Raw genomic sequence first — 13,543 nt, 5'->3', positions numbered from 1 at the left:
TTAGTTACATTTTAAGATTAAAGACAACAAAAAAGCAACCGACCACGCAAACTGCTCCAGGGTCGATTGCTTCATTATTAAAAATCAGTCCTCCCGCTTCGGCCGCAATTCGTGCAGCAGCTTCGTCAGCGCCCGCTTTTCAATCCGCGACACATACGAACGCGAAATCCCCAACTCCTCCGCGATCTCGCGCTGTGTCTTCTCTTCTCCGTCCGGCAGGCCGAAGCGGCCGCGGATCACCTCTTGTTCGCGCTCATCGAGCAGGTTCATCCGCGAATAGATCTTCATCTTCTCCAGCTTCAATTGCACCTCGTCGATCACGTCGTCCGTGTCGGTGCCGAGCACGTCGATCAACGTGATCTCGTTGCCCTCTTTGTCCGTTCCGATCGGGTCGTGCAGCGAGACGTCTTTTCTCGTTTTCTTAAGCGACCGTAAGTGCATCAGGATTTCATTTTCGATACAACGTGCCGCATAGGTCGCGAGTTTAGTTCCTTTGTTCACCGAGTAGCTTTCGATCGCTTTGATCAGTCCGATCGTGCCGATCGAGATCAGATCTTCGCTGTCCTCACCGGTGTTCTCGAACTTCTTCACGATATGGGCGACCAGACGCAAATTGTGTTCGACGAGCACGTTGCGGGCATTCTCGTCCCCTTCGGCCATCAGCAGCAGATTTTTCCGTTCCTCATCTTCGGAGAGAGGCTGTGGAAACGCATTGTTTTTAATGTAAGAAACAAACAGCGTGATCTCTTTGAGCAGCAGCGCAACCGCGGTCAAAAACCCAGGCATCAGTCTGTCACCTCCCACTACGATTCGCCCCGCTGATCCACAGTTGGGCTAGTGTGTTTCAATATATGTGTGGGTGCTTGTTCACTGTGCCTGTACGATCGCCTGCAAACAGGATTTCTAACGGTTCGACAGCTTTTTAAGGGTTCGGCAGCGCATTGAAAATCTGCAAGGCGACCTGCTCCGTCGCACGGGTGCCCGTCGCGGACTCGGCCATCACGACGACGACGTACTTCGGCTTGTCGACCGGGCCAAACCCGGCAAACCACTGGTGGTTCGCGTTCGGGTCGCCCGTCTGCGCCGTCCCCGTTTTTCCCGCGACCGGAAACTGCGCTTTTGACAGGATATGCGCGGTGCCGTCCGGTGACGCCACCACTTCGCGCATCCACTTTTTCACTTGATAAGCCGCCTGGCGGTCGATCACCTGCTTGCGTTCCGCCGTGTCAAAATCTTTGTACAACAGCCCGTCCGGCGTATGCAGCGACTGCACGAGGCGCGGTTCGCGGGCCATGCCGTTGTTCGCGAAGATCGCCATCAGGTGCGCCGCCTGTAACGGGGTCGTGCGCACGTCCTCCTGCCCGATCCCGGTGTTGGCAAGGAAGCGGTCGGATGAACCCTCCTTCAGGAAAACGCTGCCCGGGTCTTCTCCGTAAAACTGCGACTGTGCACCGCTCGTCATCCCGACCGCAGCGCCCAAGCCGAATTTTTTCGCGTAGGTGTCGATCTCCGCACGACCGAGCTTCATCGCCATCTGGGCAAACGCCACGTTGCACGACTCGGCGAACGCCTGCTCCGCCGTCACCGTGCCGTGCTTGGTCCAGCAGTTCAAGCGGCCGTCGCCGATCTCGATGTAGCCGGGGCACTCGAATCGGTCGGTCGGCGAGACGACGCCCGTCTCCAAGGCGGCTTGGGCGATCACCGCTTTGAAAATCGAACCGGGGAAATTCGCCTTCAGCGCGCGGTTGACCGGATACTGGTCGCCGTCGACCGGCTTGGTCTGGTCGTAGTTCGGGCGCGAGGACATCGCCAACACGTCTTCTGTCTCCGCATCGAGCACGATGACCGCCGCTTTGTTCATCCCATAGCGGTCCATCGCCTGTTCAACGGAGCGCTGGATGTCGTGGTCGAGTGTCGTTTTGACCGACAGCGAGGGATTCTGCTCGGTCGATTCGCGGATGCCCAAGCCGTTGATCGGGCGGGCTGCATTGTCCGAGTAGTAGGCGATGGTGCGCGAAATGCCAAGCCCGCGCAGCTCTTCCTGATATTGAAACTCCAGCCCCATCTTGCCGATCTGCTCATCGAGCGGATATTTCCCGCCCCACGTATTGGCGACAAGGTTCGGATCTTCGCCCAAAAAGCCGACCGTGTGCCGGGCAAGCGAGAGATCGTCGTAGCGGACTTTGACCTCTTTGGCATAGATGCCGGTCAGGTTCAGCGCACGCACTTTTTCGGACTGTTCCGGGGTCAGCTTGACGACGCGCTTGTTGCCGCTCATGTCGGGCAGGCGGAGCAGGAACGGTTCTGTTTTTTCCTGCAGCGCAGCCAGCAGATGCTCGGTGCTGGTGTTAAGCAGCAAGGCCAGCTCGTTGATTTTCGGACGCTCCAAGTTGTGCTGCCAGACCGGCAGCACGACGATCCCGCTGATCTTGCTGCCGGTCAGCGACGCGCCGTGGCGGTCGAGGATGTCGCCGCGGCCGGAGTCGAGTTCGAATTTCTCCCGGCGCTGCTCGACGGCCGACGCGACCAGATCGTGGCCCTGCATGTCGTGCGCCGAGAACTGGATGTATGCCAAGCGGCCGCCGAGCGCCACGATCCCGAGCGTGCAAAAGGTGAGCACCAGAGCGGTGCGGCGTTGAATTTTACGATGCATAATCTCCATCAGCGTCACACTTCCTTTCCTTACCCAGTGTGACCGAAAATTATGCAAAAAAAACGGAGCAACCCTGTTAAGGGGTTGCTCCGGTCGTGGCGAGGACGCCTTTGACGATGTCGTTGACTTTCGCGACGAGAATGTCGATCGCGACGCGGTTCTGACCGCCTTCCGGGATGATCAGGTCGGCGTATTTCTTCGTCGGCTCGATGAACTGCATGTGCATCGGACGCACGATGCCCATGTACTGCTCGACCACCGATTCGATCGAGCGCCCGCGCTCTTTGATGTCGCGCAGGATGCGGCGGATGATCCGCACATCGGCGTCGGTGTCGACGAAGATCTTGATGTCCATCAAGTCGCGCAGCCGCTCATCTTCGAGTGCCATAATGCCTTCCAGCACCACGACCTGCTTCGGTTCGACGAGCTCCGTGTAGTCAGCGCGGGTATGCTCGGCGAAGTTGTAGATCGGCTTTTCGATCGCTTTGTTGTTCAGCAGCATGTGCAGATGTTCCAGCAGCAGATCGTTGTCGAACGCATGCGGATGGTCGTAGTTGGTCTGCACCCGCTCGGCCATCGTCAAATGCGACTGGTCTTTGTAATAGTTGTCCTGCTCGATCAGCACGATGTTCTCCGGATCGATGTTATGCGTGATCTCGCGGGCCACAGATGTCTTGCCAGAGCCTGTTCCTCCTGCGATCCCTATCAGCACCGGTCTGTGCATCTGTTCCTTCCCCCTTCTGTACTGCCTTACTACTTTTTAACCGAGAGGGACACCCCGTCCCCCAAGGGTAGAAACGTCGTCTCATAGCCTGGATGATGCGCGAGCAGTTCGTTGTATTCGCGCAGGCGGTTGACCATCGTGCGGAGCTTGTGCTTGACTTCCTCCTGGCCGCTGACCATGCCTTGGAACAAAATGTTGTCCGACAACAGCACGCCGCCCGTTTCCAGATGCGGGTCGAGCAGCTCCAGAAAGCGCGGGTATTGCCCTTTCGCCGCATCGAGGAAGACAAAATCATAGTGACCCAAGCCTCCGATCAGCTCCAGCGCATCCCCTTCCAAGAGCTCAATGCGATCCTGCAGCCCCGCCTTGGCAAAATTCGCCCGGGCTTCTGCGGCTCGCTCCGGGTCGCGTTCCATCGTCGTGATCTGCGCCTCGCAGGCGCCGGCCATCACGAGCGCCGAATAGCCGATCGCTGTGCCGACCTCCAAGATCCGGCGGGGCTTCGCAATCTTCAGCAAGACTTGCAGAAAGCTCACCGTCTCCAGATCGAGAATCGGCACAAAGCCCGCTTCCGCCCGCTGCTCCAGTTCCAGAAGCAAGGGGCTGCGCGCGGGCACCAAGCCGCGCAAATAAGCAACGAGTGTTGGATCGATCATCATGCAAAACTCCTTCTTCGGACACAAACAGATTCATGTTATCACAAAACCCATTCTCCTGTATAGGACAATGGGTTCTGCTGTTGATGATCAAGCGCCGCCCGGCCGGTCATCGCCCGGTTCGCAGGGTTGTCCTGCGACCATCGGGGCCTGAAATCCGTGCCTGAGCTTTTCCAGCTCATGCTCGCCGATCAAATAATCGATCACCATATCTTCGGGGGTAACTTGAACAGTCTCCTGCGCTTGCTGATTGTTCATGCTGGTTCCCTCCTTCGACGATAGGTGTAGTTTTCGCGTTCTGGAGGCAGATTATTTTACCTGTTCCAAGCGCCGCCGTTACACCGCTTACTGGCTCTTGGCGATGTTTTGCTGATGCTCGGCAAACGTCGTGGCAAAATAATGCTCGCCCGTGCCGTCATTTTTCGTGACGTAGAAATAGAAGTCGTGCTGCTCCGGATACAACGCCGCGCGAATCGCATCGCGCCCCGATGTGGAGATCGGGCCCGGTGGCAGTCCGTCGATCTGGTAGGTGTTGTACGGGGAATCGATCTTGAGGTCCTCAAACAGCAAGGTCTCTTTCGTCTTGCCCAGCGCATACTGCACCGTCGCGTCGATCTGCAGCTTCATCGGCGGGTTGGCTTTGATCCGGTTCTGGATGACGCCGGAGATCATCGGGCGCTCCTTGGCCACCTGCGCCTCCCGCTCGATCAGCGAAGCGAGCGTCAGCGTCTGGTGCAAGTTGAGATTCTGCTTTTTCATCTGCTCCTGCCACTCCGGGGTCAGGATCGACTCGGTCTGCCGCAGCATCATGTCGATCACATCATGGGGAGTCGCATTCTGGAAGATCTCGTATGTATCAGGGAACAGGTAGCCTTCCAGACGGTATTTCATCCCTTCGACCTGCGGAATGTCCTTCAGAAACGCGTAGTCGAACTTGCCGTTTTGCACTTCGTTCAGAAACGCCTGCTTCTCCACGATGCTCTGTTCGGCCAAGCTGTCGGCGATCTGATCTACCGTCAAGCCCTCGGGCACGGTGAACTGGGTGGTGCCGTATTTGACATCCCCATCGACCAGCACGCGGGCGATCTCTTCCATCGTCAGGCCTGGCTGCAAGTAGTATTTGCCCGCCTTGAGCTGGCCTGAGCTGCCTTTATACGCAAGATACCATTTAAAAAAGTTCGCATTCTTGATCAGCTGTTTGTCGACGAGCATCACGCCGATATCATGCGGCGACGCTCCCATCGGAATCTCCACTTCCATCGCCGGACCACTGTCCAAAGGCGGCTGAAACTGTTCTTCCACGTAGTAAAGCCCTCCCCCGATCAGCAGGATGCAAGCGGCGAAGACATACCACCACTTGTTCCAGCGCGAAGGCTTCTGCGCCGGCAGCTTCGGGGATTGTTTGTTGGTCATGAAAAACCTGCACCTCCACTCATTCCCCACTATTATACTGAATTCGACAAAGGGCGAAAAGCCCGCACCATGAGATGCGGGCAGACTTTCCTCTATTCCGACTGCTGATTGACGTTTGCGGCCAACGCTGCAAAGCCTTCCGCCATCACCTGGCCGACCTGTGCGGCCTGTTCCGGGCTGAGCGAGTCGAGGCCCTGGCGGTTCACCTGTTCGGACAGCCCGAGCTGTTCGAGCGCCCGCTGCTGCACCTCGTCCAGATGCAGGTCGACCTGGTTCGGATGATACGGATCGGGAATGTGAACGTTCCGGTTCATCACAACCACCTCCCTCGCGCTTAGGATTGCCCGCCGCCCGTCCGCCCATGTCTGGGAATGAAAAACAGGCGCCCCGTGAGGAGCGCCTGTCTGGTGTCTGCTACTGCAGGTCTTCGTCGCTGCCGCCTTGCTCTTCGAACAAGAGGGTGTCGTACTCTTCTGCGACCTTATCCCACTCCGCATCGTCTTCGATGTAGGCGAGGACATCGTTGCCTTCATCGTCCTTCTCCACGCGCAGGATCACCGCTTCTTCATCCTGTGCATCGACCGGCTGGAGGATTGCATACATCTTTTGGTCGACTTCAAGCATTTCCAGCACGTCAAACTCATGCTCCGTGCCGTCTTCATCGGTCAGGGTGATGCGTTCCGTTTGCACTTCGCTCATTCTTGGCACCTACTTTCCATGTTGTTGTCTATCTAAATAGCTTTGCAGGAAGATGGCCGCCGCCATTTTGTCGACGACGCCTTTGCGTTTCTTGCGGCTAACATCTGCTGATATCAGCATACGCTCAGCTGCCATCGTTGATAACCGCTCGTCCCACAAAACGACGGGCAAGCTGAATTTAGCCTTTAGTATCTCGGCAAACTGCTCGCTCAATTCACCGCGCGGCCCGATCGTTCCGTTCATGTTCTTGGGATAGCCGAGCACGATCGTGTCGACGTCATATTGCTTGATCAGCTCGCCGATGCGCGCGAGATCTGCGTCCTCGCTCTTGCGCGTGATCGTCTCCACGCCTTGCGCCGTCCAGCCCATCGCGTCGCTGACGGCGATGCCGATGCGCACGTCGCCGTAGTCGATCCCAAGCGTTCTGGTCATGTTCATCCTTGATCCCTCATATAGGCGCGCACCAGTTCTTCGATCAGCTCGTCCCGCTCCAGGCTGCGAATGATATTGCGCGCGTTGTTGTGGTTGGTGATGTACGCCGGGTCTCCGGAGATCAGATAGCCGGAGATCTGGTTGATCGGGTTGTACCCTTTGACGCGCAAAGCTTCAAATGCGATCAAAAGCGACCGTCTCGCTTCGCTGTCTTCCTCGCGGCCGCTGAACTTGATCGTGCGGTCAAACGACATATTGAACACCCCATTACGACTTCATTGTTTGCCTTGAGAGGCAACATTTTCCGCAAATCAGGAATCGGGACAATTATACGTCAATGCTTCATGTAGTGCAACACCACGTGCTGCAAAATCACTTTGCCCACCGCCACGACCGGGATCGCCAGAATCAGGCCGACGATGCCAAACATCTCGCCACCGAGCAGGAGGCCGAAGATGATCAGCATCGGGTGCAGCTTCAGCGTCCGCCCGATCAGGTACGGCCCGATCACGTTTCCTTCGAGCTGCTGAACGATCAGGTTGACGATCAGCACTTTCAGCGCCATGAACGGCGAGACCGTAAAGGCCAAGAGCAGCGACGGCGCCGCCCCGATAAACGGTCCGACATAAGGAATGATGTTCGTCACCGCCACGATCAGCGCCAAGATCACCCCATACGGCATCCCGACGATCAGATAGCCGATGTAGGCCAGCGACCCGACGACCATCGCGACCAGGAGCTGGCCGCGGATGTAGTTGCCGAGCGCTTCGTCGATCGAGCGGAACAGACGGATGATCTCCTGGCGCTTCTGGCGCGGGAAAAAGGTGATCACCGCCTTTTCCATCACCTTGAGGTCTTTCAGCATGTAGAAGACGAGAAACGGCACCACAAACCAGCCGACCGCCCCTTCGATCGTGTTGCCGGCCGACGCCAGCGTCTTGGTGATCATCCGGGTGACTTTGGACTCCAACGAGGTCAGGTTGGAATCGATCGCTTTGCGCACCGCGTCAGGCAGGCGCTTTTTGTCTTCGTTAAAGCTGTCCATCCAGCCGTCGAACTCCTCGATCAATTGGGGCAGGTGCTCGCTAAGCTCCCGCAATTGATCGATAAACAGAGGAATCGCGTTGAGCAGGACGACGGTGATCACCAGAAAAAACACGATGTAGATGATCAAGATGCTCGCCCCGCGCGGCACCCCGCGCTGATGCAGGCGCGCCACCAGCGGGTTGAGCAGATAGGCGATGATCACCGCGATCAGAAAAGGCGTCAGCACCGCGCTCAACACCGCCCAGAACAGCCGGAGCACATCGCGGAGCTCCCAGAGCAGGTACAGGCACGCGAGCAGCAGCAGCGTGACCAACAGCGTGTACAGCGTGCGGCTTCGCCGCCACGATTCCATGATGTGCTCACCTCCCGCCGATGTCAGGCAGGGTTAGTTTGCCCCAAAAAGTGAAAAAGCCCTCCATTTGGAGAGCTTTCCAAGCACTTTCTGCTCTGCTTGCGATCACCAGAGCGAAATCGCGATGTCGGCCAGCGTAAACACGAACGCCACCGAGGCCACATAGGAGTTGACTGTGAAAAAGGCGAGGTCGATGCGGCTCATGTCGTTTGGCGAGATGATGCGGTGCTCATACCAGAGCAGCCCTGCCACCGCCGCCACGCCGATCCAGTACACGATGCCAAGGTCGACGTAGAGCGGGACGAGCGCAAACAGCACGATCGTCAATATGTGCATCATCCGCGACAGGCGCAGGCCCCCGGCGATGCCAAAGCGCACCGGAATCGAGTGCAGCCCGTTTTTCTTGTCAAACTCCACGTCTTGACACGCGTAGATGATGTCGAACGCCGCGATCCACACCGCCACGGCACCGGCCAGCAGCAGCGACGGCATATCGAATGAGCCGGTCACAGCGATCCAGCCGCCCAGCGGCGCAAACGAGTCGGCGAGGCCGAGCACCAGATGGCAGGCCCACGTGAAGCGCTTGCAGTACGGGTAGAGCACGAGCACCGCCACCGCCAGCGGCAAGAGCGCGAAGCACAGCGGGTTGAGCATGTACGCGGAGACGCCGAGCAGGGCCAGCGAGCCGATGATGAACAGCCACGCCTCCACGCTCTTGATCTTGCCGCTCGGGATCTCGCGGTTCGCCGTGCGCGGGTTGCGCGCGTCGATCGCCGCGTCGATCACCCGGTTCAGCCCCATCGCGGCGCTGCGGGCGCCGACCATCGCCAAGGTGACCCAGACGAAGGTCATCAGAGGCGGCCAGGACTGTGTGGTGTAGTACGAAGCCATCACCATGCCGATGTAGGCGTAGGGCAGAGCAAAGATCGTATGTTCAAATTTGATCATCTCGAGAAAGAGACGAATCTTAGACATAAAGAAGCCCCCTATTGATCACATAGCATACTTCTCTATTACAGCGATCAAAAGGGGGGTTGTCAACCCATTTATGAACTTCCGGCCTGCGGGTGCGATCCGATCGTTTCACAAGATCGATCGAGATCGATCTTGATCTTTTAGGACTTGACCAGTTCGCCTTCCACTTCTTTGATCAGGTCTTTGCCCAGATACATCCGGATCGCGTTTTCCATCTCCGTCAAATTGATGTTCGTATTGCGGCACGGACCTTCCGGGCGCTTGTTGGCGATGGCGATCACCGGGATCGCCGCGCCGACATCCTGCACGCCGGCCATCAAGTCGCGCTCGCAAGCGACGGCGATCACGCCTTTGGGACGCTTCTCGGCGAGCAGTTGGCGCGCCATCTGGCCGCCGGCGCAGATGTGGAAGTCCACATCGTATTTGGCTGTCACCTTCTTGATGTCTTCGCGCGTCCCCTGATCGAGGCAGCGCGGCAGCAAGATCAGCAGCTCCTCGCGCTGGATGTTCGCCTGGTTGACGCTGGTCAGGCTGTTGCCGACCTGCAGAATCGAGTTGGACATGCGGTCTTTCGAAATGCCAAACAGGCTGGAGATCTTCACCGTCCACGGGATGATGCCGGACAGTGCGATGTGGCGCCCCTTGAAGAAGGGCACAAAATTCAGGCCGGTCAGCACCGTGGCGCCGATCAGCAGGAACACCAGGTCGACCGCGCCGAGCACCCCGGCCGCGCCCATCACGACGGTGCGCATCGCCCACTCCGGCAGCTCCATCAGCCGCGGCTGGACCAAGTACAGGGCCAGCCATCCCGCCACATTGAGCAGCGACAAGACGATCGATGTGAATCCGAGAAACACCCAAGGCGTCGTCTCCAAGTCGCCGTTGTTCTCCTCGATCTTGCCGGCCCAGCCGTCCCACGTATCCCCGAGCTTGCGGGGAGCAATCTTCGTTTCTTCCGCTTCTGCGGACGTCGTTTCGACGTTTGCCATTCCTTATCCCTCCTGCCACACATTGCCATGCTACTAGCATACCCGAAGCATTGCCGAGTTCATACGCCTCTGGCACCAACCTCGCCCAGCCCGCATATCGTGTGAAGAGTGTACATGTCAGAAGGAAGGAGCAAAAGGCGGTGCATCTCTATCTCACCCAACCCGGCGATACGCTGGAAGGCGTCGCTTTGCGCCACCGCGTGACACCGGAGCAGCTGATCACTTGCAACTCACTTCCCCGCTCGCCGTTCCTGCTGCCCGGGCATACGCTCATCATTCCTTCAGAGCTCGCCCTGCCAGGCGCTGAAGGTTATCATACCTGCCGAGTCGGACCCGGCGACACCTTGCGCTCGATCAGCAAGCGCACCGGTGTGCCGCTGACCTTGATCGCGATGTGCAACGTGCTGAGCGAAGAGCGGGTCGGCACCGGGGACATCCTGCTCATCCCCGACACCTCCGCCCGCAGCCCCGTGCCGAAAAAGCCGCTCGGGCTGCTCAGCTTCTCGCCGCTGCTACTGCCCGACGGCAGCCCCTGCCCGCTGACCTATCGCGGCCGGCGGGAGTTGCGGATCGACGCGGCCGGCAACGTGCGTCTGCCCTCCGCAGTAGCCGAGGCCACACCCGGCACCCGGCAGCTGCTGGTGTGCACGCTGGACGGGGCGCCGCAGATCCTGCCTGACGTCGCCAAAGCGCTGCTCCGCAGCGGCGATGCTAAACTGCGCATCCTCGACCAGCTCGCCCAAGCGCTCGTCCCGGCCGATGCGGACGGCGTGATCTTCGACTGGCCGGCGATGCGCCGGGAAGATGAAGCTTCCTATCTGCAGCTCGTAAAAGAAGCGGGCCGGCGGCTGCGGCCAATGGGCTTGCGCATCGGCCTGTACTTGAGCTCCGCTTCACCTCTTGGCAAACGCGCCTCCTTGCTGACCGAAGTCTGCAAAGGGATCGACCATCTGTTTTTCGAAGCGGTCCCCGGCGGCCGCCTCGCCGCTCCTCCCCCGCCGCTAGTCGGGACAGAAGACACCCGCCTCGCCTTGCAAAAAGCGCTCGAGTTCCTCCCGCCCGAGAAGCTCTGGCTCGTGCTGCGGCCCGCCGCCGTCTACGCTGAGCAGAGGCGTGCCGTTCAGGCGTTGACTCCGCACCGGGCGATGCAGCTCGCCTATGTGCACGGTTCACCGCTGCACAGGGATTCAGCCAGCGATCTGGCGTGGTTTCGCTGTCCGAACCGAGAGGGGGGACACTCTGTGTGGCTTGAAGATATGAAGAGTTTTGTCAGCAAGCTGGATATCCTGGAACACTTGAAACTGCAAGGTCTTGCGCTCTGGGAAGTCGGCGCTTATTTTCCGGAAGCTTGGCGCTATCTCTGTGAAGAGTATGAGACGCTGAACGAATAGACAAACAAAAAGCTCTGCTTCTCCAGTGGAGAGGCAGAGCTTTTGACTATGCTTGCGACAGGCCGAGAACCTGTTCGATCTTCGGCTGCAGCTTCTCAAAACCGCGGTCGCCCGCCGTGCGGAAGAACAGCTTGCCTTCCTTGTCGAACAGGAAGAATGCCGGAACATACTCGTTTTGGAATGCTTCGGCCATCTTGTGCAGGTTGTCGATCGCGACCGGATGCGTGATCCCGTACTTGGCGATGTCTTCCTTCACCTTCTCGATGTCGGTGTCCGCTTCATAGCGCGGGAAATGAACGCCGACCATCTGCAGACCGTGCTCTTTGTACTTGTCACGGTAGGAGATCAGGTCGTTCATCGTCTCGTGGCAGATGTGGCACGAGACCGCCCAGAAGTGGACGAGCACATACTTGCCTGTGAGATCGGCCGGAAGCAGATCCTGATGGAACCACTCGGTGGCTCCGGTCAGTTCCGGACGCTCAGAGCCTAAGCGCATCGGCATTGGTGACTACCCTCTTTCCGAATCTGGTGCTTACAGGGTGTTTTGACCCGGTTTCCAGTTCGCCGGGCACAGGCCGCCGGTTTGCAGCGCTTCCAGAACGCGCAGGGTCTCGTCAACGGAACGGCCCACGTTCAGGTTGTTGATGGTCGCGTGCTGTACGACGCCTTCCGGATCGATGATGAACAGGCCGCGCAGTGCGATGCCTTTGTCTTCGAGCAGAACGCCGTAAGCGCGAGCGCATTCTTTGGTGATGTCTGCGCCGAGCGGGTAGTTCAGCTGGCCCAGGCCGTTTTGTTCGCGCGGCGTGTTGATCCATGCACGGTGAGAGTGGATGGAGTCAACGGAAACGCCGAGGATTTCAGCGTCGAGATCGGCGAATTCTTGAGCGCGGTCGCTCATTGCGGTGATCTCAGTCGGGCAAACGAAAGTGAAGTCGAGCGGATAGAAGAAGAGCACCAGCCATTTGCCACGGTAATCTTCGAGAGTTACCGAGACATCAAGGGTCTCCAGGTTTTTCGTGGACAACATGTTAAAATTCGGTGCTGCGGATCCAACCAACGGCATAAATGTTACCTCCTCTGGGTATGTATGCTACCTTCATAATTGTAGACATACGAACGAATTTTAGCAAGAACTTACGGCTAATTTGTGAGCCTGATTACTCGCCCCTGTTATGAATTCCCTGCCCGCTAGGCAAACTATTCTCGAACAGGAGGGATTTGCGTGAAACTGCTGGTCAAATTGATGGTGATCTTCGCGACGATCTACGCGCTGGCAGGCATCATGAAAAGCGTCCGCGTCAATCCGGCGTTCACGTTTCTCGCCACGGCGCTGATCGGGCTGTTCGGCATCGCAGGCGACCGCCTGTTGCTGCCGAAGATGGGCCGGGCCACCGCGATCATCGGCGATGCGCTCTTGTGCGGCCTCATGCTGTTTGGCGCTTCGCAAGCCGTGTCCGGCCGCGACAGCCGGGTGACGTTGCCGTACATCGGGCTGGTCTCCGCTGCGCTCGGCGGTTTTGAAGGCTTGTTCCACGAATGGATCTATGACCGCGACGCTCACGAAGAACCGAGAGGGGGCCTGGTGCATTGACACGTGTCATCTGTTACGTCAACACCTGCACGCACTACATGGCGGGCGATCTGTGCGGCGCCCGCAACATCGACATCATGCATGAGGAAGAAGGCCGGATGTCGGCGATCGCCGACCAGACGATGTGCAAGACGTTCCACGAGGCAACTGGCATCACGTCCTACCTCGGCTCGGCCGACAACATCAACATCACCGGCACCTTGATGGAGTTGACCCTGCCCGGCCATCACCTCGACCCGACGATCGACTGCACAGTCGCTTCCTGCGTCTACTGGGACGAAGGCCGCCGCTGCATCGCCACAGCGATCGAAGTGACCGGCAGCCAGGCCAACGAGTGCCAGGACACCAACTGCCGGACCTTTGAGCGCCGCGAAGGGGGGATTGGACGGTGAACTCCCGCGAACTGGGCTATGAACTGACGCTCAAGGAGATCGACAACGAAGCGGTCTACGAGCCGCTCGAGCTCTGCGGTCTCTCCGGCCTTGGCATCGACCGCATGAAAAGCCTGCTCGACAACGGCATCCTCCCAAGCGACGATGCCCGCCACGTAAAAGGGCGCGACTTCCTGAACTGGGTCGACCAGAACGATCTGCCAGTCAAAAAGCAATAAAAAAGAGC

The 13,543-nt window shown here is 58.5% G+C and carries 19 protein-coding genes; 4 read left to right on the top strand and 15 right to left on the bottom strand.

Annotated features, from left to right (window positions below; genetic code table 11):
- Nucleotides 1–84: 84 nt before the first annotated feature.
- From sigK to EV586_RS12555, 13 genes are all read right to left on the bottom strand, one after another.
- Complete coding sequence (gene sigK, locus EV586_RS12605) at nt 85–786, bottom strand: RNA polymerase sporulation sigma factor SigK (RefSeq protein ID WP_132945469.1); 702 nt, start codon at nt 784–786, stop codon at nt 85–87.
- A gap of 136 nt (nt 787–922) precedes the next feature.
- Entirely contained in the window at nt 923–2,662 is a 1,740-nt protein-coding gene (locus EV586_RS12600) for a peptidoglycan D,D-transpeptidase FtsI family protein (protein WP_132945468.1), read from the bottom strand.
- A 67-nt stretch (nt 2,663–2,729) separates the two neighbouring features.
- Nucleotides 2,730–3,377, bottom strand: coding sequence for a uridine kinase (udk, locus tag EV586_RS12595; protein WP_132945467.1), 648 nt, complete (start codon nt 3,375–3,377; stop codon nt 2,730–2,732).
- Nucleotides 3,378–3,406: 29 nt separating this feature from the next.
- Nucleotides 3,407–4,033 (bottom strand): O-methyltransferase, encoded by a 627-nt coding sequence (locus EV586_RS12590; RefSeq protein WP_207893900.1) that lies wholly within the window; start codon nt 4,031–4,033, stop codon nt 3,407–3,409.
- Between the two features lie 90 nt (nt 4,034–4,123).
- A complete protein-coding gene (locus EV586_RS21145; protein WP_165898573.1) occupies nt 4,124–4,291 on the bottom strand; it encodes a hypothetical protein in 168 nt (55 codons plus the stop codon).
- A gap of 87 nt (nt 4,292–4,378) precedes the next feature.
- The gene (gene mltG, locus EV586_RS12585; protein ID WP_165898572.1) at nt 4,379–5,446 is read right to left on the bottom strand and encodes an endolytic transglycosylase MltG; all 1,068 of its coding nucleotides are present in this window, start codon (nt 5,444–5,446) and stop codon (nt 4,379–4,381) included.
- Nucleotides 5,447–5,538: 92 nt separating this feature from the next.
- A complete protein-coding gene (locus tag EV586_RS21140) occupies nt 5,539–5,760 on the bottom strand; it encodes a hypothetical protein (RefSeq protein WP_165898571.1) in 222 nt (73 codons plus the stop codon).
- 100 nt (nt 5,761–5,860) lie between these two features.
- Nucleotides 5,861–6,145, bottom strand: a complete 285-nt coding sequence (locus EV586_RS12580) for a DUF1292 domain-containing protein (protein ID WP_132945464.1) — start codon at nt 6,143–6,145, stop codon at nt 5,861–5,863.
- A 9-nt stretch (nt 6,146–6,154) separates the two neighbouring features.
- On the bottom strand, nt 6,155–6,577 hold the full coding sequence (gene ruvX / locus EV586_RS12575) for a Holliday junction resolvase RuvX (RefSeq protein ID WP_132945673.1): 423 nt from the start codon (nt 6,575–6,577) through the stop codon (nt 6,155–6,157).
- Between the two features lie 2 nt (nt 6,578–6,579).
- Entirely contained in the window at nt 6,580–6,831 is a 252-nt protein-coding gene (locus tag EV586_RS12570; RefSeq protein WP_087458891.1) for an IreB family regulatory phosphoprotein, read from the bottom strand.
- A gap of 80 nt (nt 6,832–6,911) precedes the next feature.
- Nucleotides 6,912–7,976 carry an AI-2E family transporter gene (locus tag EV586_RS12565; RefSeq protein ID WP_132945463.1) on the bottom strand — a complete coding sequence of 355 codons (1,065 nt, stop codon included), beginning with the start codon at nt 7,974–7,976 and terminating at the stop codon, nt 6,912–6,914.
- A gap of 105 nt (nt 7,977–8,081) precedes the next feature.
- Nucleotides 8,082–8,951, bottom strand: a complete 870-nt coding sequence (locus EV586_RS12560; protein WP_132945462.1) for a UbiA-like polyprenyltransferase — start codon at nt 8,949–8,951, stop codon at nt 8,082–8,084.
- Nucleotides 8,952–9,091: 140 nt separating this feature from the next.
- The gene (locus EV586_RS12555; protein WP_132945461.1) at nt 9,092–9,940 is read right to left on the bottom strand and encodes a DUF116 domain-containing protein; all 849 of its coding nucleotides are present in this window, start codon (nt 9,938–9,940) and stop codon (nt 9,092–9,094) included.
- A gap of 140 nt (nt 9,941–10,080) precedes the next feature.
- On the opposite strand from EV586_RS12555, the gene EV586_RS12550 reads away from it, so the two are divergent.
- The gene (locus EV586_RS12550) at nt 10,081–11,331 is read left to right on the top strand and encodes a LysM peptidoglycan-binding domain-containing protein (RefSeq protein WP_132945460.1); all 1,251 of its coding nucleotides are present in this window, start codon (nt 10,081–10,083) and stop codon (nt 11,329–11,331) included.
- Between the two features lie 46 nt (nt 11,332–11,377).
- On the opposite strand, the gene EV586_RS12545 is transcribed toward EV586_RS12550, so the two are convergent.
- Together EV586_RS12545 and EV586_RS12540 are read right to left on the bottom strand one after the other, a co-directional pair.
- A complete protein-coding gene (locus EV586_RS12545) occupies nt 11,378–11,833 on the bottom strand; it encodes a redoxin domain-containing protein (protein WP_132945459.1) in 456 nt (151 codons plus the stop codon).
- Between the two features lie 30 nt (nt 11,834–11,863).
- Nucleotides 11,864–12,397, bottom strand: coding sequence for a peroxiredoxin (locus tag EV586_RS12540; RefSeq protein WP_132945458.1), 534 nt, complete (start codon nt 12,395–12,397; stop codon nt 11,864–11,866).
- A gap of 159 nt (nt 12,398–12,556) precedes the next feature.
- On the opposite strand from EV586_RS12540, the gene EV586_RS12535 reads away from it, so the two are divergent.
- The 3 genes from EV586_RS12535 to EV586_RS12525 are packed head-to-tail and all read left to right on the top strand — an operon-like array spanning nt 12,557 to nt 13,535.
- A complete protein-coding gene (locus EV586_RS12535) occupies nt 12,557–12,925 on the top strand; it encodes a DUF2512 family protein (RefSeq protein ID WP_132945457.1) in 369 nt (122 codons plus the stop codon).
- Nucleotides 12,922–13,317, top strand: coding sequence for a DUF1540 domain-containing protein (locus EV586_RS12530; protein WP_243653032.1), 396 nt, complete (start codon nt 12,922–12,924; stop codon nt 13,315–13,317). The genes EV586_RS12535 and EV586_RS12530 overlap by 4 nt, the downstream gene beginning before the upstream one ends.
- Nucleotides 13,314–13,535, top strand: coding sequence for a hypothetical protein (locus EV586_RS12525; RefSeq protein WP_132945456.1), 222 nt, complete (start codon nt 13,314–13,316; stop codon nt 13,533–13,535). Before EV586_RS12530 ends, EV586_RS12525 begins: the two co-directional genes overlap by 4 nt.
- The last annotated feature ends 8 nt before the right edge of the window (nt 13,536–13,543 follow it).

Source organism: Tumebacillus sp. BK434 (assembly GCF_004340785.1).
Lineage (GTDB): Bacteria > Bacillota > Bacilli > Tumebacillales > Tumebacillaceae > Tumebacillus_A.
This window is presented reverse-complemented; position numbering and strand designations above follow the sequence as displayed.

What these genes read in the sequence shown, in the direction of transcription:
- sigK (WP_132945469.1), bottom strand. Translation starts at nt 786, where the DNA reads ATGCCTGGGTTTTTGACCGCGGTTGCGCTGCTGCTCAAAGAGATCACG.
- EV586_RS12600 (WP_132945468.1), bottom strand. Translation starts at nt 2,662, where the DNA reads ATGGAGATTATGCATCGTAAAATTCAACGCCGCACCGCTCTGGTGCTC.
- udk (WP_132945467.1), bottom strand. Translation starts at nt 3,377, where the DNA reads ATGCACAGACCGGTGCTGATAGGGATCGCAGGAGGAACAGGCTCTGGC.
- EV586_RS12590 (WP_207893900.1), bottom strand. Translation starts at nt 4,033, where the DNA reads ATGATCGATCCAACACTCGTTGCTTATTTGCGCGGCTTGGTGCCCGCG.
- EV586_RS21145 (WP_165898573.1), bottom strand. Translation starts at nt 4,291, where the DNA reads ATGAACAATCAGCAAGCGCAGGAGACTGTTCAAGTTACCCCCGAAGAT.
- mltG (WP_165898572.1), bottom strand. Translation starts at nt 5,446, where the DNA reads ATGACCAACAAACAATCCCCGAAGCTGCCGGCGCAGAAGCCTTCGCGC.
- EV586_RS21140 (WP_165898571.1), bottom strand. Translation starts at nt 5,760, where the DNA reads ATGAACCGGAACGTTCACATTCCCGATCCGTATCATCCGAACCAGGTC.
- EV586_RS12580 (WP_132945464.1), bottom strand. Translation starts at nt 6,145, where the DNA reads ATGAGCGAAGTGCAAACGGAACGCATCACCCTGACCGATGAAGACGGC.
- ruvX (WP_132945673.1), bottom strand. Translation starts at nt 6,577, where the DNA reads ATGACCAGAACGCTTGGGATCGACTACGGCGACGTGCGCATCGGCATC.
- EV586_RS12570 (WP_087458891.1), bottom strand. Translation starts at nt 6,831, where the DNA reads ATGTCGTTTGACCGCACGATCAAGTTCAGCGGCCGCGAGGAAGACAGC.
- EV586_RS12565 (WP_132945463.1), bottom strand. Translation starts at nt 7,976, where the DNA reads ATGGAATCGTGGCGGCGAAGCCGCACGCTGTACACGCTGTTGGTCACG.
- EV586_RS12560 (WP_132945462.1), bottom strand. Translation starts at nt 8,951, where the DNA reads ATGTCTAAGATTCGTCTCTTTCTCGAGATGATCAAATTTGAACATACG.
- EV586_RS12555 (WP_132945461.1), bottom strand. Translation starts at nt 9,940, where the DNA reads ATGGCAAACGTCGAAACGACGTCCGCAGAAGCGGAAGAAACGAAGATT.
- EV586_RS12545 (WP_132945459.1), bottom strand. Translation starts at nt 11,833, where the DNA reads ATGCCGATGCGCTTAGGCTCTGAGCGTCCGGAACTGACCGGAGCCACC.
- EV586_RS12540 (WP_132945458.1), bottom strand. Translation starts at nt 12,397, where the DNA reads ATGCCGTTGGTTGGATCCGCAGCACCGAATTTTAACATGTTGTCCACG.